This window comes from Parabacteroides sp. AF19-14 (assembly GCF_003635485.1).
In the GTDB taxonomy this organism is placed as follows: domain Bacteria; phylum Bacteroidota; class Bacteroidia; order Bacteroidales; family Tannerellaceae; genus Parabacteroides; species Parabacteroides distasonis.
The window spans coordinates 47,262-73,053 of sequence record NZ_QTMJ01000022.1 but is presented as its reverse complement, the minus strand read 5'-3'; the positions used below and the strand labels follow the sequence as shown (position 1 = coordinate 73,053).

19 protein-coding genes are annotated in these 25,792 nt (G+C 47.2%); 8 read left to right on the top strand and 11 right to left on the bottom strand.

Annotated features, from left to right (window positions below):
- Positions 1-4 precede the first annotated feature (4 nt).
- On the bottom strand, positions 5-679 hold the full coding sequence (locus DWX33_RS18180) for a M15 family metallopeptidase (RefSeq protein WP_233564027.1): 675 nt from the start codon (positions 677-679) through the stop codon (positions 5-7).
- 922 nt (positions 680-1,601) lie between these two features.
- Here DWX33_RS18180 and DWX33_RS18175 point away from each other — a divergent pair.
- Together DWX33_RS18175 and DWX33_RS18170 are read left to right on the top strand one after the other, a co-directional pair.
- The gene (locus DWX33_RS18175; protein ID WP_122380822.1) at positions 1,602-3,515 is read left to right on the top strand and encodes an Ig-like domain-containing protein; all 1,914 of its coding nucleotides are present in this window, start codon (positions 1,602-1,604) and stop codon (positions 3,513-3,515) included.
- Positions 3,457-4,323: a DUF3108 domain-containing protein gene (locus DWX33_RS18170; protein WP_005860674.1), complete on the top strand. Its 867-nt coding sequence runs from the start codon at positions 3,457-3,459 to the stop codon at positions 4,321-4,323. The genes DWX33_RS18175 and DWX33_RS18170 overlap by 59 nt, the downstream gene beginning before the upstream one ends.
- Before the next feature lie 293 nt (positions 4,324-4,616).
- Here DWX33_RS18170 and DWX33_RS18165 read toward each other — a convergent pair whose 3' ends face one another.
- The 3 genes from DWX33_RS18165 to DWX33_RS18155 all read right to left on the bottom strand — a co-directional run bounded on the left by DWX33_RS18165 (position 4,617) and on the right by DWX33_RS18155 (position 8,982).
- On the bottom strand, positions 4,617-5,024 hold the full coding sequence (locus tag DWX33_RS18165; RefSeq protein WP_005864005.1) for a PaaI family thioesterase: 408 nt from the start codon (positions 5,022-5,024) through the stop codon (positions 4,617-4,619).
- A gap of 25 nt (positions 5,025-5,049) precedes the next feature.
- Positions 5,050-6,525, bottom strand: a complete 1,476-nt coding sequence (cysS, locus tag DWX33_RS18160; RefSeq protein WP_087347183.1) for a cysteine--tRNA ligase — start codon at positions 6,523-6,525, stop codon at positions 5,050-5,052.
- A gap of 90 nt (positions 6,526-6,615) precedes the next feature.
- Positions 6,616-8,982: an ABC transporter permease gene (locus tag DWX33_RS18155; protein ID WP_122380821.1), complete on the bottom strand. Its 2,367-nt coding sequence runs from the start codon at positions 8,980-8,982 to the stop codon at positions 6,616-6,618.
- Positions 8,983-9,177: 195 nt separating this feature from the next.
- On the opposite strand from DWX33_RS18155, the gene DWX33_RS18150 reads away from it, so the two are divergent.
- From DWX33_RS18150 to DWX33_RS18135, 4 genes are all read left to right on the top strand, one after another.
- A complete protein-coding gene (locus tag DWX33_RS18150) occupies positions 9,178-10,545 on the top strand; it encodes a sigma-54 dependent transcriptional regulator (protein ID WP_044544785.1) in 1,368 nt (455 codons plus the stop codon).
- A complete protein-coding gene (locus DWX33_RS18145) occupies positions 10,542-11,810 on the top strand; it encodes a PAS domain-containing sensor histidine kinase (RefSeq protein WP_048928470.1) in 1,269 nt (422 codons plus the stop codon). The genes DWX33_RS18150 and DWX33_RS18145 overlap by 4 nt, the downstream gene beginning before the upstream one ends.
- Positions 11,811-12,061: 251 nt before the next feature.
- Positions 12,062-13,900 (top strand): right-handed parallel beta-helix repeat-containing protein, encoded by a 1,839-nt coding sequence (locus DWX33_RS18140; RefSeq protein ID WP_122380820.1) that lies wholly within the window; start codon positions 12,062-12,064, stop codon positions 13,898-13,900.
- Complete coding sequence (locus DWX33_RS18135; RefSeq protein ID WP_005864018.1) at positions 13,890-14,675, top strand: phosphatase PAP2 family protein; 786 nt, start codon at positions 13,890-13,892, stop codon at positions 14,673-14,675. The genes DWX33_RS18140 and DWX33_RS18135 overlap by 11 nt, the downstream gene beginning before the upstream one ends.
- Positions 14,676-14,704: 29 nt before the next feature.
- Here the strand turns inward: DWX33_RS18135 and DWX33_RS18130 are convergent, their stop codons facing one another.
- A complete protein-coding gene (locus DWX33_RS18130) occupies positions 14,705-16,222 on the bottom strand; it encodes a GH3 auxin-responsive promoter family protein (RefSeq protein ID WP_005864020.1) in 1,518 nt (505 codons plus the stop codon).
- 80 nt (positions 16,223-16,302) lie between these two features.
- On the opposite strand from DWX33_RS18130, the gene DWX33_RS18125 reads away from it, so the two are divergent.
- Complete coding sequence (locus tag DWX33_RS18125; protein ID WP_005864022.1) at positions 16,303-17,316, top strand: ATP-dependent 6-phosphofructokinase; 1,014 nt, start codon at positions 16,303-16,305, stop codon at positions 17,314-17,316.
- Between the two features lie 64 nt (positions 17,317-17,380).
- On the opposite strand, the gene DWX33_RS18120 is transcribed toward DWX33_RS18125, so the two are convergent.
- From DWX33_RS18120 to DWX33_RS18105, 4 genes are all read right to left on the bottom strand, one after another.
- Positions 17,381-19,975: a T9SS type A sorting domain-containing protein gene (locus DWX33_RS18120; protein WP_122380819.1), complete on the bottom strand. Its 2,595-nt coding sequence runs from the start codon at positions 19,973-19,975 to the stop codon at positions 17,381-17,383.
- 81 nt (positions 19,976-20,056) lie between these two features.
- On the bottom strand, positions 20,057-20,899 hold the full coding sequence (gene rnc / locus DWX33_RS18115) for a ribonuclease III (RefSeq protein ID WP_005864026.1): 843 nt from the start codon (positions 20,897-20,899) through the stop codon (positions 20,057-20,059).
- 1 nt (position 20,900) lies between these two features.
- Entirely contained in the window at positions 20,901-22,166 is a 1,266-nt protein-coding gene (gene fabF / locus DWX33_RS18110) for a beta-ketoacyl-ACP synthase II (RefSeq protein WP_122380818.1), read from the bottom strand.
- A 21-nt stretch (positions 22,167-22,187) separates the two neighbouring features.
- Positions 22,188-22,424 carry an acyl carrier protein gene (locus DWX33_RS18105; RefSeq protein ID WP_005639879.1) on the bottom strand — a complete coding sequence of 79 codons (237 nt, stop codon included), beginning with the start codon at positions 22,422-22,424 and terminating at the stop codon, positions 22,188-22,190.
- A gap of 154 nt (positions 22,425-22,578) precedes the next feature.
- Here DWX33_RS18105 and DWX33_RS18100 point away from each other — a divergent pair, with 154 nt between their 5' ends.
- Entirely contained in the window at positions 22,579-23,139 is a 561-nt protein-coding gene (locus DWX33_RS18100; protein ID WP_122380817.1) for a phosphoribosylglycinamide formyltransferase, read from the top strand.
- Positions 23,140-23,152: 13 nt separating this feature from the next.
- On the opposite strand, the gene pdxB is transcribed toward DWX33_RS18100, so the two are convergent.
- Both pdxB and DWX33_RS18090 read right to left on the bottom strand, forming a co-directional pair.
- Positions 23,153-24,262: a 4-phosphoerythronate dehydrogenase PdxB gene (gene pdxB / locus DWX33_RS18095; protein WP_122380816.1), complete on the bottom strand. Its 1,110-nt coding sequence runs from the start codon at positions 24,260-24,262 to the stop codon at positions 23,153-23,155.
- A 315-nt stretch (positions 24,263-24,577) separates the two neighbouring features.
- Entirely contained in the window at positions 24,578-25,777 is a 1,200-nt protein-coding gene (locus DWX33_RS18090; protein WP_009018735.1) for an MFS transporter, read from the bottom strand.
- Positions 25,778-25,792 lie beyond the last annotated feature (15 nt).

Sequence of the window (25,792 nt, the reverse complement as noted above, 5' to 3'; positions counted from 1 at the left end):
GTGTTCATAATGATAGGTTTATCTCAAAATGCTGATAATCCTTCAATGAAGTCCAATCACCGCCCCATTCAAATCCGGCCTCAGTGAAGAGTTTGTACGCCAAATCATCGTGGTCTATTTTATACGGGATGTCGGTTCTACTCTCGCGGTCGAAAGCATACGGTTCGGCAGTGGCAGGCTCGATGTGCCAAGTACCATCACTTTTTCGCTTGACGTATGGATTGTAAAGCGCATTGATATCGATGGCAAGCCCAAGGCCATGTTTGGATATTTTAGTAGTCGAACCCGTCATGAAGCGGAAATTGAACGAGGAGGAGTTGTTGGCGCGCATCGATGTCTCATCATCGGCGCCATAATTATCAATCAACGCCATCCTCTCGATCCGGTAGCCTGCTTCATAGAGCTGGCGAAATATTCCCAGTACTTTATCCGCGATAGCGGTGTTTACTACCATCTCGCCGCATTGCGGCAATCCATCGGCATTGCGATGCAGCACTTTCAGGTAACGGAGATCGGATCTGTCCAAGGGACAATCCTCTTTCCACGATTTCAGCCACATGCGGTCGAAAACGTCATCGCTGATTTCCTCTGATTTGAACCAAGCATCCAAGCCGGTCCGGTCTATTTCAGATTTATCGACAATCGTTTCCGCTTTCCATTCGGTAAAATGAGCGGGCATGGGTTCATCACCCGAGCAAAACGAAAAAGCAGCCAGTTGTAGGAAGCAAAACGCAAAGCCTATCAGAAAACGTTTCATTGATACATCTTTTTATTAGAATTTTTCGAATATATATATGCGAAACAAATGTAGTATAAAGTTTATGAAAAGAGGAGAACTTCAGACAGGTAAGTGTCCATAGAAATCACTTTTAGTGTCCGCGGGAATCACCTTTTTGTTTCTTTTCCTTTAGTTATCAAATGCTTATGATCTTATGGGGGTCGCTATGGTTTTCCTTTATAGTATGTGCGTTAGGAGCTTTGCGTTTGTTTTATCCGGTTGTGCTTTTGTAAGGAATAAGTTAGGTATGGCTGTCTTCTTGTCGAAAAGAGGCTGCTTATCGTGACAAGTGATGTGAACGAAAAGGACGAATTAGGAGCGTGAAGTGGTGAAAATAAGGCTAGGGAACCGGAAATAGGGCTGTTTTTATGCGAAAGTAATGGAAAAAGGATACGCAAGTACTGCCGATTGGATGCGCAAGTACTGCCGTTGGGCATCGGAAGTAGCTGTGAACTGGATCGGAAGTAAGTGCGAATGGGCATTCAAGTAGGTTCATGAACCGGTTGGGGTGGTATCGGACTTCTATTTTGGCTCTTTTGGGGTGAATTACGGTGAATGGTTTCGCTAGAATAAAAGGTCGTTTTTCGGCATCTATCTATGAGCTAGCGTATTGCTAATTTATTTTCTCGTATTTGAGAGCGAACCGTACTTTAGTCCGAAATATGCGACTTTCCGGAGGGTAAGATGACAAATTGTCAAAATGTCAATCGATGAATCAAACGGAACCTTGTCCTTTGTAAAGATAGATTAATTAGCGTATATATCCTTATCGTTCACAGGATTTTTCCCTATTTTTGTCCCTCAATTGAAATATGAAGATTGAATGGAAGATAAATACGTAAGAAATAGTTTACGGTTCTTTATAGGAGTACTTTTGTTGGCCGTGCTGTACTCGTGCGCGAATATAGCCTCGCCGAACGGGGGGCCTTATGATGAGGCCCCGCCTAAGTTCGTAAGCAGTACGCCGTTGCCTAACCAGATAAACTATAAGGGAAAGAAGGTGGAGATTATTTTTGATGAGTTGATCCAGATCGATAAGCCTACCGAGAACGTGATCATCACTCCACCCCAAATGGAGCAACCCGTTATCCGGGCGAACGGCCGGAAGGCGGTCATCGAGCTGATGGATACGTTGAAGGAGAATACGACCTATACGATAGACTTTACCAATTCGATCTCCGATAATAATGAGAAGAATGTATTGGAGAATTATTCCTTCGCGTTCTCTACCGGCGAATCCATCGACAGTATGGAGGTGTCCGGAGTCTTGCTGAACGCCGAGAATCTGGAGCCTATGCCGGGTATTACGATCGGTGTGCATACGAATCTGGAGGATTCCGCCTTTACGACGATCCCATTTGTCCGTACTTCCCGTACGAACGACAAGGGAGAGTTTACGATTCGTAATATGGCCCCGGGGACCTATCGGATCTATGCCTTGGAGGATGTGATGCGCTCCTATAAGTACAGTCAGCCCGGGCAGCAGATCGCTTTTTACGATTCCTTGATCGTCCCCGCGTTCGAGTTGACGACCCGTCAAGATACGATTTGGAAAGATAGCTTGACGATCGATACGGTGATGACAGTCGGTTATACCCATTTTATGCCGGACAATATCGAGTTGCGCCTGTTTAAGGAGAAAGTAGAGCGTCAATATATGTTGAAGCCGGAGCGTACGGATGAGAAAATACTAACCTTGCGTTTCAATACCTCCTTGGATACTATTCCGGTACCGGTTCCTTTGAATTTCACCCCGGCGGATAGCAATTGGTATTTCTTGCAGACAGCGGAGGAAGGAAAAGCCGTGCATTACTGGTTGACCGATTCTTTGATCTGGAAGCAAGATACGCTACAAGTGGAGGTGAATTACCTGAAAAGTGATTCCATGAATATACTTCGTCCGCAGACCGATACGGTACAATTTACCGTGCGTCGCCGTCCTGTGGAGAAGAAGAAAAAGAAAAAAGACGATGAGCCGGAACCCATCGAGTTTCTGGGAATGAACGTAAACGCTTCCGGTTCCATCAACCTGTATGATACGGTCGCTGTTACGTTTAGCGAACCGGTAGCGGGGTTAACGAAAGATCATTTTTATCTGGATCAGAAAGTGGATACGCTTTGGGAAGCCGTTGACTTCGATTTCTTCCCGGATACGACGAATTCCTTGAATTTCTTCATCAAGCGCCCGTGGAAATATGGCGAGGAATTCCGTTTGGAAGTAGATTCCGCCACGATATTCAGTGCCTATGGTAAATGGAACGATGTGTATAGCGGGGAATTCAAGATCAAGAAGGAAGATGAGTACGGGCATTTATATATCAATATCGAGGGAGCGGATACCACCGCTTTCGTGGAATTATTGAATAGCAGCGACCAGCCGATCCGTAAGGTGAAGGTAAAAGATGGCGGCGTGCTTTTCATGGACTTGAAACCGGATAAATATTATGCCCGTTTAGTATTAGACGTGAATGATAACGGTGTCTGGGATACCGGTAATTACGCCGATAAACGGCAGCCGGAACTTGTCTTCTATTGCCCGAAGATGTTCAATATCATGCAGAACTGGCAAGTGGAGGAGACTTGGAATATCAAGGCTACACCGATGAAACGGCAGAAACCGATCGATATCACGAAGAATAAACCGAAAGAGCTAACGAAAAAGAAAAGAGATTACAAAAATGAGGGAACACAGTCTTCGTCCAATAGGAACAGCGGTGTGGGCGGCTTGCGCTTCTAAACTGTATATATGCGTTTTCTTTTTGTGTGTAGCGAGTCTTACGTCTTTGCGGGCACAAACGTTGCCGTTATCCCATGGGGAACGGGTGGATTACGATCTTTATTTCAAATGGGGGCTGATCATGTCGAAGGCCGGATTGGCTACCCTTTCCGTGAAAGAATCGGAATACCAAGGAGCGCCGTCATGGCATTATAACCTGTTGTTCCGCTCTGCCGGCGTGATCGAGAAAGTCTTCAGGATGCGTGATACGATGGATTGCCATTACTCAAAGGAGCCTCGGCTCTTGTTCAGCTCGAAGCGCACGAACGAGGGAGACTACTATCTGGTGGATAATCTCCAGTTTGAGTATCAAGGAAGCGGTAGGATCGATATCCACTCGCATCGCCATACATTAAAGGAGACGAAGATCGACACGATGCTAATGGCGAAAGGGCGTGTATTCGATATGCTGGGAGCTACGATGTATCTCCGTTCGCTGGATTGGCGGACGATGAGTTATGGTGCGGAGTTCCCTTTCATGATCGCTATCGGCCGGGAGCTCGTGAACGCTCGTTTCCGCTATACGGGACAACAGATCGTCGAGCATAAGGAGGCGAAATTCCGTACCCGTCATTTCTATATCGATATCTACGATGAGGCATTTTCCCAAGCCAAGGAAGCGGCGGAGGTTTGGATCGGTGATGACGAGAACCATATCCCGGTAAAGATCCGGGCGAAACTGAAGATCGGGGCGGCCGAGGTCTATTATAAAGACTCCTATAACCTGCGTGCCCCGCTTACTTGCCGTATCGTGGTGCAAAAGAAATGAAAGCTTTTAGATAGGCTTGTGTTTCTCGCACCCAGCTCATCACGGAGCTGGGGCGAGAGCTTTTTATATTGATAGGGTAGTTGTCGTGATCGTGTAGCATTGATGTAGACAAATATAAAAGATGTTTTATAATAAAGGGGGCTCATAAAGGCAGAGGTTATGACATGTGAATAATTTGTTTATGACATATTGTTTATTTAGATTGATTTATAATGTGTTGCGTATAAGCATAAAAAAGCGAAAGCCTTTGGGAACAAACCCCAAAGGCTTTCGCTTTTTATAGAATTTCTTTTTTAAACCAACGGAGTGAAGGGTAATTCCGTGTCTTTGCGGTAACCTGTACCATTAAAAGTCGCGATTAATTCTCCGGCTTCATTGGTGATACGGACTTCGCAATTCGCCAGTCTCTTATGGCTGAACGCTTCTTTCGCTTCCGCATATAAATATCCCTTACTCTCCGCCTTAAAGAAATTGATGTTTGAGGTAATGGATAATGTCAGGCGTGCGTGGCTATTAGTCGCCGCGGCGAAAGCCAGATCCGCCAACGTGAAGATCGCCCCACCTTGACATACGCCTCCACCATTTAAATGTTCGGGCTTGATGAGCATACGCGCCTTGGCGTAACCGTTGCCCGTTTCTAATAATTCAACGCCCGCAAGCAAGGCGAATTTATCGCCTTGAAGAAATTCATGGATTGTCATAACCTCTTACTATTCGCTTGGTGGATTATTTGCTTAGTTTCCATTCCGCACCATCCTTGGTATCCTTTATCTCGAATCCCATCGCGGTTAATTCGTTACGGATCTTGTCGGAGGTGGCCCAGTCTTTATTCGCCTTGGCTTGCTGGCGGATGGATAATAATAAGTCTACGGCCTTGCCAAAAGTCTCATAGCTGTTACCACCTGCGGAAGCCTCGTCTTTCATACCTAGGATGTCGAACAAGAACAAGTGGAATACCTCTTGTAATTCTTTCAGGTCCTCCTCGGTTATGGTAGCCTTGCCGTCTTTTATCGAATTGATCGCACGGGCGGCATCGAATAGATGAGAAATCACGATCGGTGAGTTCAAATCGTCATTCATGGCCTCGAAACATTTCTCACGAAGACCTCTCGTGTCTACAGTAGAGGTGGCGGACGGTTTCAACTTCATCAAATGTCCGTATGCCTCCATCAAGCGTGACAAGCCCTTCTCGGCAGCTTGCAAAGCCTCATTGCTGAAATCAACCGTGCTACGGTAATGCGCTTGCAGGATGAAGAAACGGATGGTCATGGCGGAATATGCTTGTTGCAACGTCGGATGATCACCCGTGAAGAACTGCTCCAGTGTGATGAAATTACCTAATGATTTACCCATCTTCTGGCCATTGATGGTGATCATATTATTGTGCATCCAATAATGAACCATGTCATCCCCTTGGGAAGCCACGGCTTGCGCGATCTCGCATTCATGGTGCGGGAAGATCAAGTCCATGCCACCCCCGTGGATGTCGAAATGCTCCCCGAGGTATTTCTTGCCCATAGCGGTACATTCGCAGTGCCAACCGGGGAAGCCGTCGCTCCACGGAGACGGCCAACGCATGATATGCTCCGGCTGGGCGCATTTCCAAAGGGCGAAGTCGATGGCGTTATGCTTCTCGTCCTGCCCGTCCAACGCACGGGTCGTATTCAACATATCCTCGATATTGCGACCCGAGAGGATGCCGTATTTATGATCTTTATTATATTTCTCTACGTCGAAATAGACGGAGCCTTGGCTTTCGTAAGCGTAGCCGTTATCCAGAATCTTCTTGACTAACTCGATTTGTTCGATAATATGTCCGGAAGCGTGCGGCTCGATGCTGGGAGGAAGTACGTTCAGCGCATCCATCGCTTGATGATAACGATTGAGGTAATATTGAACCACTTCCATCGGCTCCAACTGTTCTAGCCGTGCCTTCTTGGCGATCTTATCCTCCCCATCATCGGCGTCGTGCTCCAGATGCCCTACATCCGTTATATTACGTACATAACGCACTTTATATCCTAGGTGGGTAAGGTAACGGAATAGCAAGTCGAACGTGATCGCCGGACGTGCGTGTCCCAAGTGGGCGTCACCATAAACCGTGGGGCCACATACGTACATACCTACATGCGGCTCGTGCAGGGGTATGAATTGCTCCTTCTTTCTCGTAAGCGTGTTGTAAATATTCAATGGATGTTCCATATTCTATTATATATTTAGGAATCGCGAACTTACATAAAATCCTTGGTATTATCAAGCTGATCGTGAATAGTCTGTAGTTTTCATAGGCATTCATTGACTCTTGATGACTTCCGACGGATTCTCATTGGCTGCCTTACATACCTGTTCACGTATCGTACCTAGAACCATGCTGGTAATGGTGATGAATATTCCCACCAACCACCAGATCTGGATTTGGATGCGATAGGCGTAGCCTTGCAACCAGTAGTTCATGACGAGATAGCTGATCGGGAAAGCGATGATTCCGGCGATGACAATTAATCGCATGTATTCCTTGAAGAACAAGAAAATGATCTCGGAGGCTTTCGAGCCTACTACTTTCCGGATAGCGATCTCTTTACGCCGCCGTTTCGTGGAGGCTGTAGCGACGGCGTAGATGCCGAACAAGGAGATTAGCAAACAGGCGAAAGCGAGGAACGAGAATATTTTCAGCCCGACGATCTCGGATTGGTTCAGTTGATCGTAAAGCGTTCCGATCGGGGTGATCCGGGTATCCGCTAATGTCGGGTCTATCTTGGGCAGTAGCTCCGTGATATGGTGGGCGATGTTTCCTTCCTCGCCCGGTATGACCCGGATATACAGATTATTCACCAGTCCACCCGAAGGAATGAATAGCATCGGATGAATACTTTCCCGGAAAGATAGCGCATGGAAATCGTTGACGACACCGACGATCTCGTATTCTTTGATCACGCTGAAATCTGACCACCACGGCATACGGATGATGCTGCCGACTGGGGCTTGTAAGCCCATGGCACGAACCGCCGACTCGTTGAGCACGACACTAAGTTCGTTGCCTTCTGTCCACCACCGGCCCATTAACATCTTTAGGTCGAAGGTCTCACCAAATCGGTGATCGGTTCCATAGAGGTGGAAGTCCACCTTTGTGTCCAGCGGTTTTCCCTCCCATTCCACATTCGTGAAGATCGCCATGGGATCGACATGATGTTGAGGCTTAAAGTTCGTGTCGGTGAAACTTTTGACTTGCGGCAGGGCACTTAACTCTTGCATCAACGTGGATTCTATTTTCCCGGATACGTCTACGAAGCCGGATAGTTGGATAAGGCCTTTTGGGTCGAAACCTAAATCTTTTTGATTTACGAATCGCATTTGCTCCATGACAACCAGCGATGCTACGATGAACAGGATACTGATCATCAATTGTAAGGTCACGGCCATGCGGCGTAACAAAAGGGGTTTGACTGTCTCTTTGGGAACGAGCGAGGTGGTTGCCGTATGGCTGAACTGCCCGAAGAATACTAATCCTGCACATTGGAGGATGAGGAATGTACCTATACCTACCCCTGCGAAAAGAAACAGGAACCGGCCCATCTCCAAATCAATCTCCAGCCATCGGGCGAAAAGCGGCTTGACTTGGACTATGAAGATCAAGGCTACCAACAAGGATGCAAGTACGGAACAGCCTAGCTCGACAGACATTTGTTCGATCAATTGCTTTCTCGTTGCGCCGTTGACCGTCCGTAAACGCCATTCCCGCACACGTTGCCGAAAGAGATCCATATAGGAATTCAAGAAATTGAAGAGGGCGGCAAACAATAATAGGGCACCAGATACGACAAACAAGCCGATGAAATTTAAGGTGAAGGGTGTATCTTCATTCAGATGATGCCGGATCTCACGGATGGGGAGTGTTCGCAACTCGATCTCCTTGTTCACCCCGATACGTTCAGGTAGCTCTTTTAGTTGATTGGCGAAGGCTTTTGGGTCTGAGCTTGGATGGAGTTTCACGTATAAGTCCATCACGAAGAAGCTCCATTGTGCCTCTGGAGGTAACTGGGAGAAATGCTGTATCATGTTATGGTTGATGATCGCGTCGAACGGTAGATTGGTATGGGGTGATGGGTCTTTCACCACAGCCGTGACGATGTAGGGAGGTAAGGAGGCTCTCATCAAGGTGTGTATCGGTTGCCCGATCGCCTTTTCCGCGTCGCCAAATAGACGGACCGCCGTACGTTCGCTCAAGATCATGTTGTTTACGATTTGTAGCGGATGATTCATTTCTCCACAAACGAAAGATTGCGGGAATACCTCTAGGAACGTGCTGTCTGTATAAAGCATATTCATTTGGATATAAGGAGTCGCTTGGGTACGGCAGTTTTCGGTTGAAAGCATAAGCGTGGTGGAGGCTTCGATGGCTGGGACTTGCTCTCGTAAGCTATTCTCGATACCTTTCGAGGCTCCTTTGTTCACTTTCCCGGATTGTTTCTCGGCGCTATAGACACGGTAGATGGATTCGGAATCCTTGTAGAAAGAATCGTAAGTGGTCTCATGATCCATCCAATAGAGTATGGGCACGAAACAGACGAGGGCGAAAGCCAGCCCTAGGATACTGATGGAGGCGCTGACTTTATACTTCCAGATGTTTTTGAAGGCAATGACACAGTAATGTATTAACATGGCAATTCCGTTTTTTGATGATATCGCTGATGACTCAATTTCGCTGAATCCGATTCAAATATCATGCCATAAATGTAACGTATTAGAAAATAGAATCATAGAAAAATCTGTATTTCTTCATGTAGTGCGATAGCGTACATTTTTTGTGCGATAATGCACGTACAAGCTGTCTTTATTCCCTTTATCTTTGTCCGTATGGAAGAAAAAGGAAAGATATTGATCATCGACGATAATAAGGATGTGTTGTTCGCATTGAACTTACTGTTGGAGCCGTACATGCAAAAGGTGAAGGTAACGACACAACCGGCACGCATTGAGTATTTCATGCGAACGTTCCAACCGGACGTGGTCTTGCTGGATATGAATTTCCATCGGGATGCCGTGAGCGGGCAGGAGGGTTTTGAGTATTTGGGACAAATCTTGGAGATCGATCCGCAAGCGGTCGTGATCTTCATGACGGCCTATTCGGATATAGAGAAGGCGGTCAAGGCCATTAAGGTAGGAGCTACCGATTTCATCTCCAAGCCGTGGGAAACGGAGAAGTTACTGGCTACCCTCTCGTCGGGCATTCGATTGAGCCATTCCCGTAAGGAGGTAGGACGTTTGCGAGAGCAAATGAAAGCCATGAAGGAGGACGACACATTGCCGGAATTGATAGGTGAGTCGCCGGCTATGCTGAAGGTAAAAGACACGATCTACAAACTTGTGGAGACCGACGCGAATATATTGATTACCGGCGAGAGCGGTACGGGAAAGGATTTGGTGGCTCGTTTGTTGAGGCATTACTCGCCCCGGCGTGACGATGCTTTCGTGACGATCGATTTGGGAAGCATCCCGGAACAATTATTTGAGAGTGAGTTGTTCGGCTATGAGAAAGGTGCCTTCACGGATGCCCGAAGATCCAAGCCGGGACGTATGGAGATGGCTTCCGGCGGTACGCTCTTTCTGGACGAGATCGGGAATCTATCTTTGCCGATGCAATCTAAATTGCTGACAGCTATAGAGAAACGTCATATCACCCGTTTGGGAGCGGTGGAACCGATCTCGATCGATGTCCGTTTGATCTGCGCCACCAACGCCAATCTGCGTCAGCTGGTGAGCGAGGGGAGTTTCCGGCAAGACTTGCTCTATCGGATCAATACCATAGAGATAGCCATACCACCGCTGCGTGAGCGGGGAGAGGATATCTTGATGCTGGCCGATCATTTCCAGAGGCTGTATAGCCGGAAATACAAGAAAACGATCAAAGGGTTGAGCCGGGAGACGGGGAGTAAGCTGATGAAATACCCTTGGCCCGGTAATGTCCGGGAGTTGCAGCATGTTTTGGAGCGAGCCGTGATCTTGAACGAGGGCACGGTGCTGAGACCGGATGATTTCCCTCTCTATACGGCCTCGTACGAGCGAAAGAAGGAACCGGACCCTGATTTGAATCTAGAGCAAGCCGAGCGGAAAATCATTGAGCGCGCCTTGCGGCAAAGCAATGGCAATATGAGCTATGCCGCCGAGCTATTGGGTATCACCCGTTTTTCCTTGTATCGTAAAATAGAGAAGTTCGGCTTATGAGATCGTATGCGTTCACGGTCATCTCGCACATCGTAGGCATCGTCTTGTCTACGGGAGTCCTGTTCTATTGCGTGCATGAGGAGATTATCTTTTGTCCTACTTTTTGCGGGATCGCGATCTTGTATTTCTCGATTCATCTTTATTTCATACAGATGCGGCAGGTGAAGTATTGGCGTTATGTGGTGGATTGCTTGCGGCAGCAAGACTTGATCCAGATCGTTCGTTCACCTTATGAGGATAAGGTGATGCGGGAGTTGGCGGACGATTTGTCCGAGGCCCTGCGATCTTTGCGTGGCCGATTGATGGACGAGGAGGTAAGGCGGCAGTATTTTGAGAGTCTGTTGAATAAGGTGGACACTGCCGTACTCGTTACTGACAGGGAAGGGGCTATTGAATGGAAGAACCGGGCCGCCGACGCGTTGCTGGATACGAGGTGTCGGTTACCCAATGAGTTCTTGGAGGCTATCAAGGCGGGGAAGACGGTGGTGCGTTACGGAAAACCATCCGTTCCGCAAGATTGGGCGATCGATGCCACTCGTATCGACTTGCGAGGTTGCGAGCGTTGGATCGTCAGCTTGAAGAACATCCATTCTACCTTGGAGCGGAATGAGATGGAGGCTTGGCAGAAATTGATCCGTGTCTTGACGCACGAGATCATGAACTCCATCACACCCGTTATCTCGTTGTCCGAGACCTTGAGTAAACGTTGTAAAGCAGATCCGGATGATGTCCGGAATCGTTCGTATATCCAGCATGGGGTGAATGTCATCCATCGCCGGAGTAAAGGGTTGCTGGATTTCGTTGAGAATTACCGGAGATTGACCCGGATCGCCTCTCCGGTAAAGACCCGTATCTTAGTGAAAGATTTCTTTTCGGATTTAAGGCGTTTGTGCCCTGAGCCTTCTATCCGTTTCCGCTTGCCGGACGAGCCTCTGGAATGGTTCGCGGATCGGGCGCAGATGGAGCAGGTCTTCTTGAACTTACTGAAGAATGCTTGTGAGGCTTGTGCGGAAAAGCCAAACCCCGAGATTATCGTGGCGGCTCAGCGGGAGGGAAACGAACTCGTCTTTACCGTGCGAGACAACGGTATCGGTGTCTTACCCGAGGTTATCGACCGGGTTTTTGTACCTTTCTTTACCACCAAGCCCTCCGGCTCGGGTATCGGTTTAAGCATCTGTAAGCAAATAATCACCTTGCATGGCGGCCATATCTCGGTAGAATCCGAGAATGGAAAGGGTAGCTGTTTCTTTTTGTACTTTAATTGATTATCAGCCTATTGCAGTTTTTCTAAATTTCTTATACGGAAAACTTTAGTTTCTTCAAGGAAAAACTTTCGTTTCTATATAGGGAAACAAAAGTTTCTTACTGAGGAAACTTTTGTTTTATTAGGAGAAAACTCAGGCTGCTATTATAGGAGATTCGTGATAGGATTCATGAGACGGAAAGTTATTGTCTGTTTTTAGTGCGCTTACCCTGTAAAATACATACCTTCGCGGATATATTTAATTGATTTTCTATGAAATGGTATCTATGGGGGGCAGTTGTCCTGCTTTATTCCCTGTTTGGAAGCGCTTGTTCTACGGAACGGAGGTATGATTTGTCGGCTTATGGTTTATCCCCGGTCGAGAATGTGGATAATGCGCCCGCTATGGCGAGGGCATTGGAGCAGATACGGGAGAAATGCGAGGAAAACCAGATAATTGTGGTGACCTTGCCTAAGGGCCGCTATGAGTTTTATCCCGATAGCGCGGCGGAGCGTGTCTATTTCATCTCGAATCATGATCAAATGAATCCGAAGAAAGTAGGTTTGCCTTTCGAGGGGATGAAGAATATGGTGTTCGATGGGCAAGGCTCGGAGTTAATCTTCCACGGCAGGATGTTGCCGGTCTCTTTGCTGGATTCGAGGAATTGTGTCTTGAAGAATTTCAGTATAGACTTCAAGCATCCTCAGATTTCACAGGTAAAAGTGGTGGAGAACGATACGCTGAAAGGCGGGATCACCTTCGAGGTGGCTCCATGGGTACGCTATGAGATACGGGATAGCGTGTTTGTAGCGAAGGGAGAAGGCTGGGAGTTGACTCCCGGTTCCGGTATCGCCTTCGAGGGAGATACACGTCATTTGGTGTATAATACAAGCGATATCCCGGTAGGCGTGCGGGGCTTGATCGAGGTTTCTCCAAGGCTGATAAAGTCTCCCTGTTGGAAAGACAGCCGTTTGGTGCCCGGTACGGTGATCGCCATGCGTTCTTGGGAACGTCCGGCTCCCGGTGTCTTCCTGTATCATGACGTGAATACGACTCTGGAGAATATCAAGGTTCATTATGCCGAGGGAATGGGCCTCTTGGCGCAAGTGAGCGAGAATATCACGCTGGATGGTTTCTCCGTTTGCTTGAAAGGGGCGGACGATCCGCGGTATTTCACGACACAGGCGGACGCTACCCATTTCTCGGCCTGCAAGGGAACGATCATCTCCAAGAATGGCTTGTACGAAGGGATGATGGACGACGCTATCAATGTGCATGGAACTTACCTGAAAGTGGTGAGACGAGTGAATGACTCTACCTTGGTAGGCCGGTATATGCACCCGCAATCGTATGGTTTCGAATGGGGAAGGGTAGGGGATTCCGTGCAGTTCATCCATTCGAGCACCATGGAATTGATAGGGGCGAGAAACCGGATTACCGCTATCAAGGCAGTTGATCAACCGGATTACCGAGGGGCGAAGGAGTTCGAGATCCGGTTTGAGAATACGGTGAATCCTTCGATCCATGAGGGGAGCGGTTTCGGCATAGAGAATCTGGAGTGGACGCCGACGGTCCTATTCTCGGATAACGTGATCCGGAATAACCGTGCCCGCGGTTCCTTGTTCAGCACGCCTCGGCAAACGGTCGTAGAGAATAATGTTTTCGATCATACCTCGGGGACGGCGATCCTGCTGTGCGGTGATTGCAACGGCTGGTTTGAGACCGGCGCTTGCCGGAACGTGTTGATCCGTAAGAATAAGTTCATCAACTCCTTGACGAATATGTTCCAATTTACGAACGCTATTATCTCTATTTATCCCGAAATCCCGGATTTAGCGTCGCAAAGGAAATATTTCCATAGTGATATCGTGATCGACGCAAACGAGTTTATTACGTTCGATAGGCCATTGGTATACGCCAAGTCCGTGGACGGGTTGGTCTTCACGAATAATATTGTCAAACAAAATAAGGAATACCCAGCCTTCCATTGGAATAACCATCGTTTCTATTTCCAGCGGGTGATCCATTCGAAAATAGAGAACAACTATTTTGATGAAGGGTTTATCCGGGAGAGGGATGTCTTAGAGGAAAATAACGGATATGATATATAGGAAATTAATCGTCTTGGTAAGCCTTTTGATAGGCTTCGTAAACATTGCGTTCGCCGGCGTTGGTGATCTCGATACGTTAAACGTACGTTCTCAAGCCCCTGTCAAGGAGAGAATGCCTGTCGTCGCCTATAAGTTTAACCCGAAAAGCTTGATTCTTCCGGCCTCATTGATAACGGTGGGAGCCGTAGGCACGGCGATCGACGGGATGAATGACTTTCACCTGTTTTCACGGAAAGATTCCGTGAAGCAAATCCATATCGACAATTACTTGGAGTGGGGAATGCTGGGTTGGGTATTTGTCTGCGACCTTATGGGAAAAGAGAAGCATAACTGGGTGGACCAACTTTGCTTGGTTGCTTTAGCGGAAGGGATGAACGGATTGATGGTGCATGGGCTGAAGAACTGGGTAAACGAGCCTCGCCCGGACGGGGCGCCTTATTCGTTTCCGTCCGGACATACCTCGAATGCTTTCTTAGGGGCGCATATGGCTTATAAGGAATTTAAGGATAGCTCGCCTATACTCGCTTACTCGGGTTATGCGATAGCGGCGTTCGTGGCGGGTTCCCGCTTATACAATAACAGGCATTGGGTGGCGGATGTAGTAGCCGGCGCGGGTTTCGGGATCTTGTCGGTAGAGTTATCGTATCTGATCTATTTCCCGATTCGTAACGCTATCGCCCGGCGGATCAATCGAAATGTGAAGAACTGCCCGATCGTGGCCGCTCCGGTATTCAGTTCGAATATGGCGGGATTCTATCTGACTTATCAATTTTAATGCGTCTTATGGATCAAGCGCATGTCGGCTTATAGAGACTGGTTGATGCGCAAAAGCTCCTCTATATGCGTGCGGTCATTGCTGAGGCGTGGGATCTTGTGTTGGCCGCCTAATTTACCTTTCTGCTTGAGCCATTCATAGAAAGCACCGTCGTGGGCGATAACGATTTCCAGCGGTTGAAGGGAGATCTCTTTATACCGCTTCGCCTCATAGTCCGAGTTCAGCTTTTGTAAGTTCTGATCTAATAAAGTGGCGAATTCATCGAGAGATTCCGGTTTCTTGTCAAACTCGATAAACCATTGGTGCCGTCCTTTCGCCTTATCCAGCATAAAAAGTGGGGCGGCGGTATATTCTTTTACTTTCGCCCCGGTTCGTAGGCAAGTCATGGCGATCGCCTTATCGGCGTTATCCACCATTAGCTCCTCGCCGAAGGCGTTGATAAAGTGCTTGGTACGTCCGGAGATAACGAATTTATGAGGGAATAACGAGGTGAAACGTACCGTATCCCCGATCTGATAGCGCCATAATCCTCCCGAGGTCGTGATTACCATCGCATAGTTTTTCCCGGTCTCTACCGATTCCAGCGGCAACACGGTCGGATGGGCGCTACCCACCTCGTTCATCGGGATGAACTCATAGAAAATACCGTAATCCGGCATCATAAGCAAACTGGGGTCTGTCGGATCGTCTTGCAGCCCGAAGAAACCCTCGGATGCGTTATAGGTCTCCATATAATGCATCTTATTCGATGGAATCAAGGTTTTATATTGCTCCCGGTAAGGCTCGAAACTGATTCCCCCATGGAAGAAGACCTCCAGATTAGGCCATACGTCCGTAAGATATTCCCTACCCGTTTTTTTCAATACGGCCTTGATCAAGACCAACATCCAAGAAGGAACACCGGATAGGCTGTTTACATCCTTATTCCAAGTGTTCTCCACGATCGCCTTGATCTTGCTTTCCCATTCATCCATTAGGATAATGGGTTTCTTGGGGACGCGTATTAAATTGACGAGCGGATTGAGATTTTGAAGTAATACGGCGGATAAGTCGCCTTGATGAGCCTCGGAGTTTAGCGGGGAAGGGCTATGGCTACCGCCCAATATCAAGCCTTTCTTGGAGAAGAAACGGCTTTCCGGGTTGTTCCGCAGATAAATGGCTACGCAATCAAAGCCGCCTTTATAGTGGCAACCCTTTAATATCTCGGGGGTGACGGGCAGGAATTTACTTTTGTCGTTCGTGGTCCCGCTACTCTTAGCGTACCACCGCACCACCGAAGGCCAGAGAATATTCCTTTCTCCGTTTATCATTCGGGTGACATACGGCTTTATCTCGTCATAAGTCTGTAAGGGAAGACGTTGGCAGAAGTCAGAATAAGAGCGAATGCTTTTATAATCATATTTGAGTCCCCATTCCGTCTTGCGTGCCGTCGAAAGCAGAGCATGCAGCTGTTTGCGCTGGATATGGTCTATATCCTGCCCAAATCGTCCGATCTCCGTTTGTCGATGGCGGAAAAGGAGCGAAATCGTCTGTGTTAAAATATCCATGCTCTTTTTATTTGTTCGAGTGCAAATGTAGGCATTCTCTTTTTATTTATATCTTTGCTAGGTACTAAATTAACGTTACGATGAAAATAGGGATTCTCTCATCGGGTGGCGATTGCCCCGGTATCAACGCTACGATCCGTGGTGTTGGCAAGACCGCTATCATGCATTACGGCATGGAAGTGATAGGTATTCATAGCGGTTTTATAGGTCTTTTGAATAAAGACGTCCAAGTTTTCGATGAACGGAGCTTATCCGGCATATTAAATTTAGGGGGAACCATTTTAGGAACGTCCAGAGAGAAGCCTTTCCGTAAGCTCTTGGCCTCGGGAGATTCGGAAAAGCCGGAGATCATTAAGAAAAATTATGAGGAGCTGGGGCTGGACTGCTTGGTTTGTATCGGAGGAAACGGTACGCAGAAGACGGCCAATCTGTTATCTCAGATCGGATTGAACGTGATAGGCGTTCCCAAGACAATCGATAATGACATATGGGGTACGGATATTACGTTCGGTTTTAATACTGCCGTGAATATCGCCACGGAATCTATAGACCGTCTTCATTCTACGGCTAGTTCACATAAGCGGGTGATGGTCGTGGAGGTGATGGGCCATCATGCCGGATGGATCGCCTTGTATGCCGGGATGGCTGGAGGTGCCGACGTGATCTTACTTCCGGAATTGGGATACGATATCGATAAGGTGAACGAGGCGATCTTGGATCGGGCTCGCAGGGGCAAACCTTATTCCATCGTTGTAGTAGCCGAGGGTATCGAGACTCCGGATAAAAAGCGTCCTTCTGATTATATTACCCGGGCTATCGAGGCGGGAACGGGTATCGAGACCCGGGATACCGTATTGGGATACACCCAACGGGGTGGAAACCCCTCTCCGTTCGACCGTAACCTTGCGACTCGCTTGGGAGGCCATGCCACGGAACTGATCGCTAATGGTGAATTCGGACGTATGGTTTGTATGAAAGGAGATAGGGTAGAATCCATTCCCTTGTTAGAAGTAGCGGGAAAACTAAAATTAGTGACACCGGATCATGATTTGATCGTACAAGGAAAACGGATGGGGGTAACATTCGGGAAATAAAATAAAAAAGGTTGTGTGTCAGAGAACGCACAACCTTTTTTACTTTATACTAGTAGGCGGCCGTTTATTTCTTAATACCTTGAACGGTTTGGCTTCCCTTTTCGGTAGTCAAGCGGAAGATATACATTCCAGTGGCAAAATCACCCGTGCTGAGACTGCTTCCCGGTTGCGGGACGCTACGTATCAACTTTCCATCGGCCCTGTAGATCTCAAGCGATTTCAGTTGTTGATAATTCTGGATCTGTACTTCATTCGAGAAGATACGTGGTTGAATATCTACTTCTTCGCCTGTTGGCTTCAGTTCGTTACCTACGCTCGTTTCCGGAATTACCGTAACCGGGGCGCTCTCATCGGTACCATAAAGTGCCGTTACTTGGAGCAGAGGGGTACTTGTTGTCAGATTTTTCATCGTATAATTCCGTTGAGAAACAGGTAATGTCGTCAGTTCCCGGGTATCTTGATATACCTTATAACCGGTCAGCTCCGGAAAAGCCGTGATCAACTCTGCTTCTTGCGCATCAGAGGCGATAGCCAGTTTCCGGAATGATAATCGGCCCGTTCTCATGGGTTGCGGTTTCTCCGAGAAAGTGCTCGTGGAGAATACGGAACTTGAGGGGAGCTCACCTTCTTCCGCGCTTATTACGATCGATAACACAACATTGGCATCTAGCTCATCATCTGAGAATGTTTCCCATTTTTTTCCGTCCAAAGAGTATAAATTCCCTTTTCCGTCGACTGCGGGGCCTTCATCGGAGCATGCCGGGTATGTGTTATTGGCATAGCTTATCACATGAATGGCTACCAGTAAATCCAGCTTCGCGTCGATTACGAATGGTGTTTTAAGTGTGACCGAATTTATTTTACCTGATTTCAGTTGAGTGAAACTCTCTTCATACTCCCGGTTTCCCTGTTTGATATAGACTCCATAAGTGACCCTTTCCTGTGGATAGAAATTAACCTTCCGGATCGTTTTTTTATGTACCGGTTGTAGATCTTTCGTATCCCATTTCTGAGCGAAATAGAATGGATCTCCTCCGAGACCGAACTGTTGATAACGATCTTGTGATCCCCAACCAGCTATTTTTTCGAGGACTGGGGCATTCCATGTCAGTTGAATCTCACCCGTGGAGATCTGTTTGTATTTCAAATCAGTCGGACCTTCATACTCGTTTCCGATCGTTTTCCCATCCTGCGTCATTCCCTGCAACGAGGTGACGCCCGTTCCGAGTGGATCTAGCCAGACATCCATCCGGGCTGTATCATTATCACTGTATTTATTCCAGTGATAATACAATTTACCGTATAAATTCAATCCTTCGGGCAGTTCGCAACTGGAGCTTCCACCGCTCAGCGTGCCTATAATCAAGCCTTTGCTATTAAATAAAGGCGAGCCGGAAGAACCTCCCTCGGTCACCCCGTGTCCGTTTAGCGTGGCATCGAAAGTCGCATTCCAATGAGCGTTCGTGGCCCCGGTTTTCCCAACATCACTATTACGCCATGTAATCGATTCTGTCGGATAATTTCCATAGGTGGAGATTTTCATATAATCGCCGGAAGGATGATGGATGCCTACGCCCGAGAGTGAAAGCATATTTGAACGATCCCATCCGTTAAAGAATACATTATAATCGTCGGGGATCTCGTCGTTAAGCAACAGCAACAGTCCGTCGGAACCGTTTTCGACAGGGGTAGAGGCTTTCCGTGTACATCCTACCATGGTTTTTATCGGATAAATGGGTGACTCATTATCGCAGCCCACATGTTCTTGGTGGAAATAAAACAACCAGACCGCTAATTCCTCGGGAGTAACCGTCTGTTCGCCCAGTATATCTTGCGAACAATGGAAGGCGGATAATACATAAGGCTTTTTGTCACGGGCCGTATTATTTACCAGAGAAGCCGTACAAATATAGCTTCCTCCTTCTCCCTCTTTATTACGGATGTATTGAATCATTTGTATCACCCCCTTCTTTTGCTCCTGCCAATCGGCTCCCTCCTCGCAATTGATATTCACTTCGCAAGCTCCTGAAAAGTCGGCTCCCGGCGCTTCCTGTACTTCTGGCATGATCGCTTCAAGATGATTATACCCGTAACCGACCTCCCGGATGCGTAGTCGAGGTGTCTCGCCGGATGGTGCAGGTACATATTCGAGGATCACTTCATCGCCTGCTACGGCTTGGGTTGCGAACGGTCCGTTTTTAGGATGCGTACGATGCGTATAGGCACCCAATACTTGGGTTTTCGCTGCGTTATACAGGTATAACCGGGCACCTTTGGGTATATAAAAATCGGAGTAATACAGGATCAAGGCGATCGCTCCTTTCGCTTGAAGGTGAAGTTGCCATACTTGGCTACCGTCAGGTAGTGAAATCCAATCGCCGCTATTGGCGATGTCGAAGCTGGTTGGAATCGACTTGGCTACACGCAACGGAGCGCCTTGGCTGACCCTCCACGCATCGACCGCCTTGAGGTCTTCCACACTGAAATTCACTGGAACTTGTTCTGCTAGCTTTTCACTTCGAAGTGAACCTGCGAATTGAAAGCTGGGGGGGAGTCCTCCTTCGCTGATCTGCGCCAACGAACTTGAAATCGAGAAATAGCCGATATATAATATGCTGGTTATTAATATTCGGAGAAATTTACTGTACTGTTTTTTCATACATACAACTTTATATGAGCTTATTCTTATATAACTAAGAACTTGGGTATATCAAACGATATACCCAAGTTCTGCTATTTATCATACAGTTTCTTCCTCTGGGAGGTCAGAAAACTCTTTTTCATCGGTTAGTTCACCAGTCTTCTTTTTCTTTGTGGCAGAGATACGTTGCTGGAGTTCTTTGTCTGTCCGCAATCTTTTGACCGCCATTTTAGAAGCCGCTTGCTGGGATTCTTTTTTGGAGTAACCGATACCTATGCCAATTTGCTCGCCGAGCAATTTAATCGCGCTTTGGAATACAGGATTTCCATCATGATCTGTAAAAGACTCTATTAGATCGAACGAGATCGATATTTTGTTCTTTTGGCTCCATTCAATCAAGTTTGACTTGAAATTTATCTCTTTCCGGACGAGTGTATCTACATCGATATACTTTTCTATCATCACGTCACGGATAAACTTATAACAAACGTCATAACCTTGATCCAGATAAATAGCGCCGATTAAAGCCTCGAGCGCATTACCATACATATGATTGTTATGAGAGTTTATCTTGGTTGAATAGACTACCATTTGATCGAGGCCGAGTTGTACGGCGACCTTATTCATCGTTTCCCGTTGTACGATCTTGGAGCGTGTGTTTGTCAAAAAGCCTTCCCGCTTATTCGGGTAGCGCTTATAGACAATATCGGCGACCGCCGCATCCAAAATGCCATCTCCTAAAAATTCAAGACGCTCATTGTTAAGCCATTTACCATCATCCGTCTCTACCGATGATGATTTATGCAACAAGGCCTGCTCGTAAATCTGGAGATTATCCGGATAAAAACCTAGAATCTTTGATAAAGACAAATAAGGCTCCCTACCTTTATTATGCAGGAGCCTTATTCTTTTATGTAGCTGTTTGTATAGCTTTCTAAACACGTTATTTCACGAATTTTTTAACAATGGCGCAAGCGTTGTGTCCACCGAAACCAAACGTATTCGATAAAGCGGCTTTCACTTCTCTCTTTTGAGCCTTATTGAATGTGAAATTCAGTTTATAATCTATTTCAGGATCATCGTCGCCTTCCGCATGGTTAATGGTCGGCGGGATAATACCATCGTTTATAGCCATAATACACAGGATCGCCTCTACCGCTCCGGCAGCACCAAGCAAGTGACCGGTCATTGACTTTGTAGAACTGATATTCAGTTGATAAGCATGTTCTCCGAACACATCTTTGATCGCCTTAACCTCTGAGATATCGCCTACGGGAGTCGATGTTCCATGAACATTGATGTAATCAATATCTTCCGGAGTCATTCCCGCGTCTTCCAATGCGTTGCGCATAACCAGCTTCGCTCCTAAACCATCCGGATGAGAAGCGGTCAAGTGATAAGCATCGGCAGACATTCCGGTTCCTGCGATCTCGCAATATATTTTAGCGCCACGAGCCAATGCGTGCTCCATTTCTTCCAATACCAAGCAAGCTCCACCTTCACCCATCACGAATCCGTCACGGCTAGCGCTGAACGGGCGAGATGCGGTCTCGGGAGAATCATTACGTGTCGATAACGCGTTCATGGAGTTGAATCCACCTACACCCGATTCAGAAACAGCAGCTTCCGCTCCACCGGTGATGATGACGTTAGCCTTGCCTAAACGGATATAATTGAATGCGTCGCTGATAGCGTTTGTAGAAGATGCACAAGCTGAGACGGTCGCAAAGTTCGGGCCGTGGAATCCATAAAGCATGGAAATATGTCCAGCCGCGATATCCGAGATCATTTTCGGGATGAAGAACGGGTTAAACTTCGGACCGATCGTATCCTTGATCTTCGCATAACTCAATACTTCCTCGTCAAATGTCTTGATACCACCGATACCTGAAGCGAAAATAACGCCGATACGGTTCTTATCTTCTTTATCCAAGTCCATTGCCGCGTCCTCGATCGCTTGTTTCGCTGCGTCGATCGCGAATAAGCTATAACGATCACACTTGCGGGCTTCCTTACGATCCATAACTTTCAACGGATCGAAGCCTTTAACTTCGCATGCAAATTGTGTCTTGAATTTGGATGCATCAAACTGAGTAATAGGTCCAGCGCTACTTTTTCCATTGATAATACCTTCCCATGTTTCGGGGAGGGTATTACCAAGAGGAGTAATAGCTCCAAGACCTGTTACTACAACTCTTTTTAATTCCATACCTTTAGTTAAAAGGATTGATTACTTCGCGTTAGCCTCGATGTAAGCGATAGCGTCACCTACAGTTGTAATCTTTTCTGCTTGATCGTCAGGAATTGAGATGCCGAATTCTTTTTCGAACTCCATAATCAATTCTACAGTGTCAAGAGAGTCTGCTCCTAAATCGTTAGTAAAGCTTGCTTCGTTTGTAACTTCTGTTTCTTCAACACTTAACTTGTCAACGATGATAGCTTTTACTCTTTCAGCAACTTCAGACATAACTTTTTCAATTTAGATTAATAAATACGAATATACTTTTTAAATTTGCAGTGCAAAGAAAAGAATTTTTTATGTTACAAAGCAAATTTAATAAGCTAAAAATGCGGAAAACTGCACATTTTTTCTTTTCTTGTGCATTTAAACATCTAAAAATATGAAAAACATAGCGATTTTTGCTTCCGGATCTGGTACGAATGCCGAGAACATCGCCCGATATTTTGCTAACAGTGAAAATGTTAATGTTGCGGTTGTTTTATCAAATAATCGTAATGTTGGCGTGCATGGGCGGGTAAACAAGTTGGGAGTGCCTTCTTTCGTGTTTTCACGGGAGGAATTTATTGCCGGTGTGCCGATCTTGGAAAAGTTGGCGGAATATGATGTCTGCCTTATCGTGTTGGCCGGTTTTATGAATAAGATCTCAGACGTGATTCTTCAGGCTTTTCCCGGTAAGATCGTGAACATCCATCCTGCGTTACTCCCTAAATATGGCGGCAAGGGGATGTATGGCATGCATGTGCATGAGGCGGTCGTGAAGGCTGGTGAGCGGGAGTCGGGTATTACTATACATTATATTAATGAGCATTATGATGAGGGCGCTATCATCTTCCAGGCTTCTTGCCCGGTGCTTCCTTCGGATACACCGGAAGAGGTGGCCTGGAAAGTGCATGCCCTGGAGTATGCGCATTATCCTCATGTGATCGAAAGTTTATTGTAAAGCTTTTTTGTCATCAGCCTACTTGAAAACCTAGTTTCTGGAGTACGGCGAATTCTTCCGGGTCAGCTTTGATCGCTTGGTAAGCATGGAACTCACGGGGATGATCATACGCTGCCCTAAATCGCTCGAAATGATGAGGATTCGCTCTTAGTGCTTGGTCGATTACTTCTGGGTTGAAACTTCTCAAGATGGCTTCTTCCACCCGGTGCTCCTTGAATTGTCCCAAGTCGATGAACGGGTTGGTTGGGGCAGGCGGAATGACTTCCTTGATCTTTTCGATACGGATACCGAAAAAGCATCCTATATTCTCTAGGCACATTCGTGTCCCGTTCGCCTTCCCGTCGGCGGAGAAACCGGCTATATGAGGAGTGGCGATCGTGGCTTCCGACAGTAATTCCCGGTCGATATCCGGTTCGTTCTCCCAGCAATCGATGATCAGTTCGCTGACCTTGCCGGTTCGTTTGGCCTGCAATAAGGCCTGCGTATCATGTACGGCGCCCCGGCAACTGTTGATAAACCATGGTTTTCGTTCCAATTTGTCGAAAAAAGCAGGATCGGCGAGATGGCGGGTGGCAAAACGTCCCTCTTTGGTCAACGGCACATGCAAGGTTATGATATCCGCCTCTCTCGCGATCGTGTCCAAGGATACGAATCCATCCTCACCTTCCTGCTCGGCACGGGGCGGGTCATTGCGAAGCACACGCATCCCCATGGCCTCGCATAGCATCTCCACGATACTCCCTACATGGCCTACGCCAACGATACCGATAGTCTTCCCTGCTAGTCTCTCTCCTTTGCGGAGGGCGACGGCTACCAAAGAGGATAATACATATTGCCCCACGGAAGCGGCGTTGCAACCCGGGGCGTTCTTCCACGTGATCCCTGCCTTCTCGCAATAATGGATATCGATATGGTCGTACCCGATCGTAGCTGTCGTGATGAGGCGAACCCGGCTACCTTCCAATAGCTCGCGTGTACATTTATCTATGCTACGTACGATCAAGGCATCCGCGTCTTTTATGTTCGTGGGCGTAAACTCTTTGGAGTCAAGGTAGGATACGTCCGCTATCGGCTCCAAGATCCCTTTTAGGTAAGGAACCGTGTTATCTGCTATTATTTTCATCTTATCAGCTTGATTATCGTTACGCGATATTAAGTAAAAAACAGGGGATATACAAGTGATGATGGCTTCTTGTCGATTTCTATTTGTGCTTTTGTTCTCAGCCGAAAGATTCGGGAAAACACGTACGAGTTTCATCCAAAACACGTACGACTTTTTGAAAAAACATGTACGTGTTTTGACGGAAAGATTCTCGTGTTTTTTTGACGCTGATTCTTAGCTTCTTACGTGCGCAGCTCATGAGTAGGCTTATTGTATGGAATTAAAGCTTCTCGGCTTAACTAAAACGGATAGATTAATGGAAGAGCCGTGCAGTACTTATCTCAGCTTGTACCGATTGAAATGAGGCCCTGCCTTGAACAAGAAGAAAAACGTAGACAATACCGTAAGGCAAGCGCCAGACAAGTAGGCGTAGTTGAAGCCACCCAGCTCTTGTGCGATGCTGCCCCCGGCCATCAACCCGATACCGATACCTACATCCCAACTAGTTAGATATGTAGACGTGGCCGTACCCCGCTGGTTATTGGGTGCCAGATTCACGAAAAGCGTGTTGAAAGCAGGGAACATGGTTCCGAACGCCACGCCTTGCGAGAGGGCTATACCTATGTAGAGATAAGAGGAAAATACCGGATTCCAATGCATCAACTCCTTGAGCGCCGCAAGAAGAAAGAATGTGGCCGCCGCCAAATACATCCCGAGGGAGATAACAAGCGTGATCCGTCCTTTATCCACTTGCCGTCCGGAGAACAGGCGGGAGACGGCGAGTCCCACGGCCATAAAGGTGAAATAAAGTCCGGAGTTTACGCTGATCCCGATCTCAGCGGCGTACATCGCTACATAAGTGGTAGTCATACCATAAGGAATGGAGAGCAATAATAGGGAGATACCCGCCCAAGTTCCCTTCACCAAGAAAAAGCGGTCTAGGGAGATCGGTTCTCGTTTGACCGGTTGCTTATAAGGAGTCTTGACCATATAGGCCATGATAAAACCAAGGCTTCCGGATAGCAACGAGCAGGAAAAGATCACGTCGTATGTGAAGTTCCCTTGCATGAACAGACCGATCATCGGCCCGAAACTCATGGCGATGTTATTGGCTAGGCCGTAATAGCCAATACCTTCCCCACGGCGGGAGGAGGGCAAGATGTCGATCAGTATCGTATTTCCGGCCACCGTCACCATGCCGAAGGCGAAACCGTGTACGACGCGTAAGGCGATAAAGAGGGTAAGCGCCGTGGCTACCATGTATCCGCCAAATATGGCGGTGAAAATGAAATAAGCCACCAGATATAAGGGACGGCGGGCGAAAGTATCCAGCAAATATCCGGCGAACGGACGGATACAGAGCGCCGCTAGCGTATAGCACGACAAGATAAACCCGATCATAGACTTCCCGATCATGAATTCTTCCTTCAGATAAAAAGGCAAGATCGGCAGGATTAGATAGAAAGCGAAAAAAAGCAGGAAATTCGCCGCTAGTATATAGCAAAAGCTGGGTGTGACGATCTTATCATTATTCATAGAGACGTGTCGTTT

Excerpts from the sequence above, each read along its gene's own strand:
- DWX33_RS18180 (WP_233564027.1), bottom strand. The coding sequence starts at position 679 with ATGCCCGCTCATTTTACCGAATGGAAAGCGGAAACGATTGTCGATAAA.
- DWX33_RS18175 (WP_122380822.1), top strand. The coding sequence starts at position 1,602 with ATGGAAGATAAATACGTAAGAAATAGTTTACGGTTCTTTATAGGAGTA.
- DWX33_RS18170 (WP_005860674.1), top strand. The coding sequence starts at position 3,457 with ATGAGGGAACACAGTCTTCGTCCAATAGGAACAGCGGTGTGGGCGGCT.
- DWX33_RS18165 (WP_005864005.1), bottom strand. The coding sequence starts at position 5,024 with ATGACAATCCATGAATTTCTTCAAGGCGATAAATTCGCCTTGCTTGCG.
- cysS (WP_087347183.1), bottom strand. The coding sequence starts at position 6,525 with ATGGAACATCCATTGAATATTTACAACACGCTTACGAGAAAGAAGGAG.
- DWX33_RS18155 (WP_122380821.1), bottom strand. The coding sequence starts at position 8,982 with ATGTTAATACATTACTGTGTCATTGCCTTCAAAAACATCTGGAAGTAT.
- DWX33_RS18150 (WP_044544785.1), top strand. The coding sequence starts at position 9,178 with ATGGAAGAAAAAGGAAAGATATTGATCATCGACGATAATAAGGATGTG.
- DWX33_RS18145 (WP_048928470.1), top strand. The coding sequence starts at position 10,542 with ATGAGATCGTATGCGTTCACGGTCATCTCGCACATCGTAGGCATCGTC.
- DWX33_RS18140 (WP_122380820.1), top strand. The coding sequence starts at position 12,062 with ATGAAATGGTATCTATGGGGGGCAGTTGTCCTGCTTTATTCCCTGTTT.
- DWX33_RS18135 (WP_005864018.1), top strand. The coding sequence starts at position 13,890 with ATGATATATAGGAAATTAATCGTCTTGGTAAGCCTTTTGATAGGCTTC.
- DWX33_RS18130 (WP_005864020.1), bottom strand. The coding sequence starts at position 16,222 with ATGGATATTTTAACACAGACGATTTCGCTCCTTTTCCGCCATCGACAA.
- DWX33_RS18125 (WP_005864022.1), top strand. The coding sequence starts at position 16,303 with ATGAAAATAGGGATTCTCTCATCGGGTGGCGATTGCCCCGGTATCAAC.
- DWX33_RS18120 (WP_122380819.1), bottom strand. The coding sequence starts at position 19,975 with ATGAAAAAACAGTACAGTAAATTTCTCCGAATATTAATAACCAGCATA.
- fabF (WP_122380818.1), bottom strand. The coding sequence starts at position 22,166 with ATGGAATTAAAAAGAGTTGTAGTAACAGGTCTTGGAGCTATTACTCCT.
- DWX33_RS18105 (WP_005639879.1), bottom strand. The coding sequence starts at position 22,424 with ATGTCTGAAGTTGCTGAAAGAGTAAAAGCTATCATCGTTGACAAGTTA.
- DWX33_RS18100 (WP_122380817.1), top strand. The coding sequence starts at position 22,579 with ATGAAAAACATAGCGATTTTTGCTTCCGGATCTGGTACGAATGCCGAG.
- pdxB (WP_122380816.1), bottom strand. The coding sequence starts at position 24,262 with ATGAAAATAATAGCAGATAACACGGTTCCTTACCTAAAAGGGATCTTG.
- DWX33_RS18090 (WP_009018735.1), bottom strand. The coding sequence starts at position 25,777 with ATGAATAATGATAAGATCGTCACACCCAGCTTTTGCTATATACTAGCG.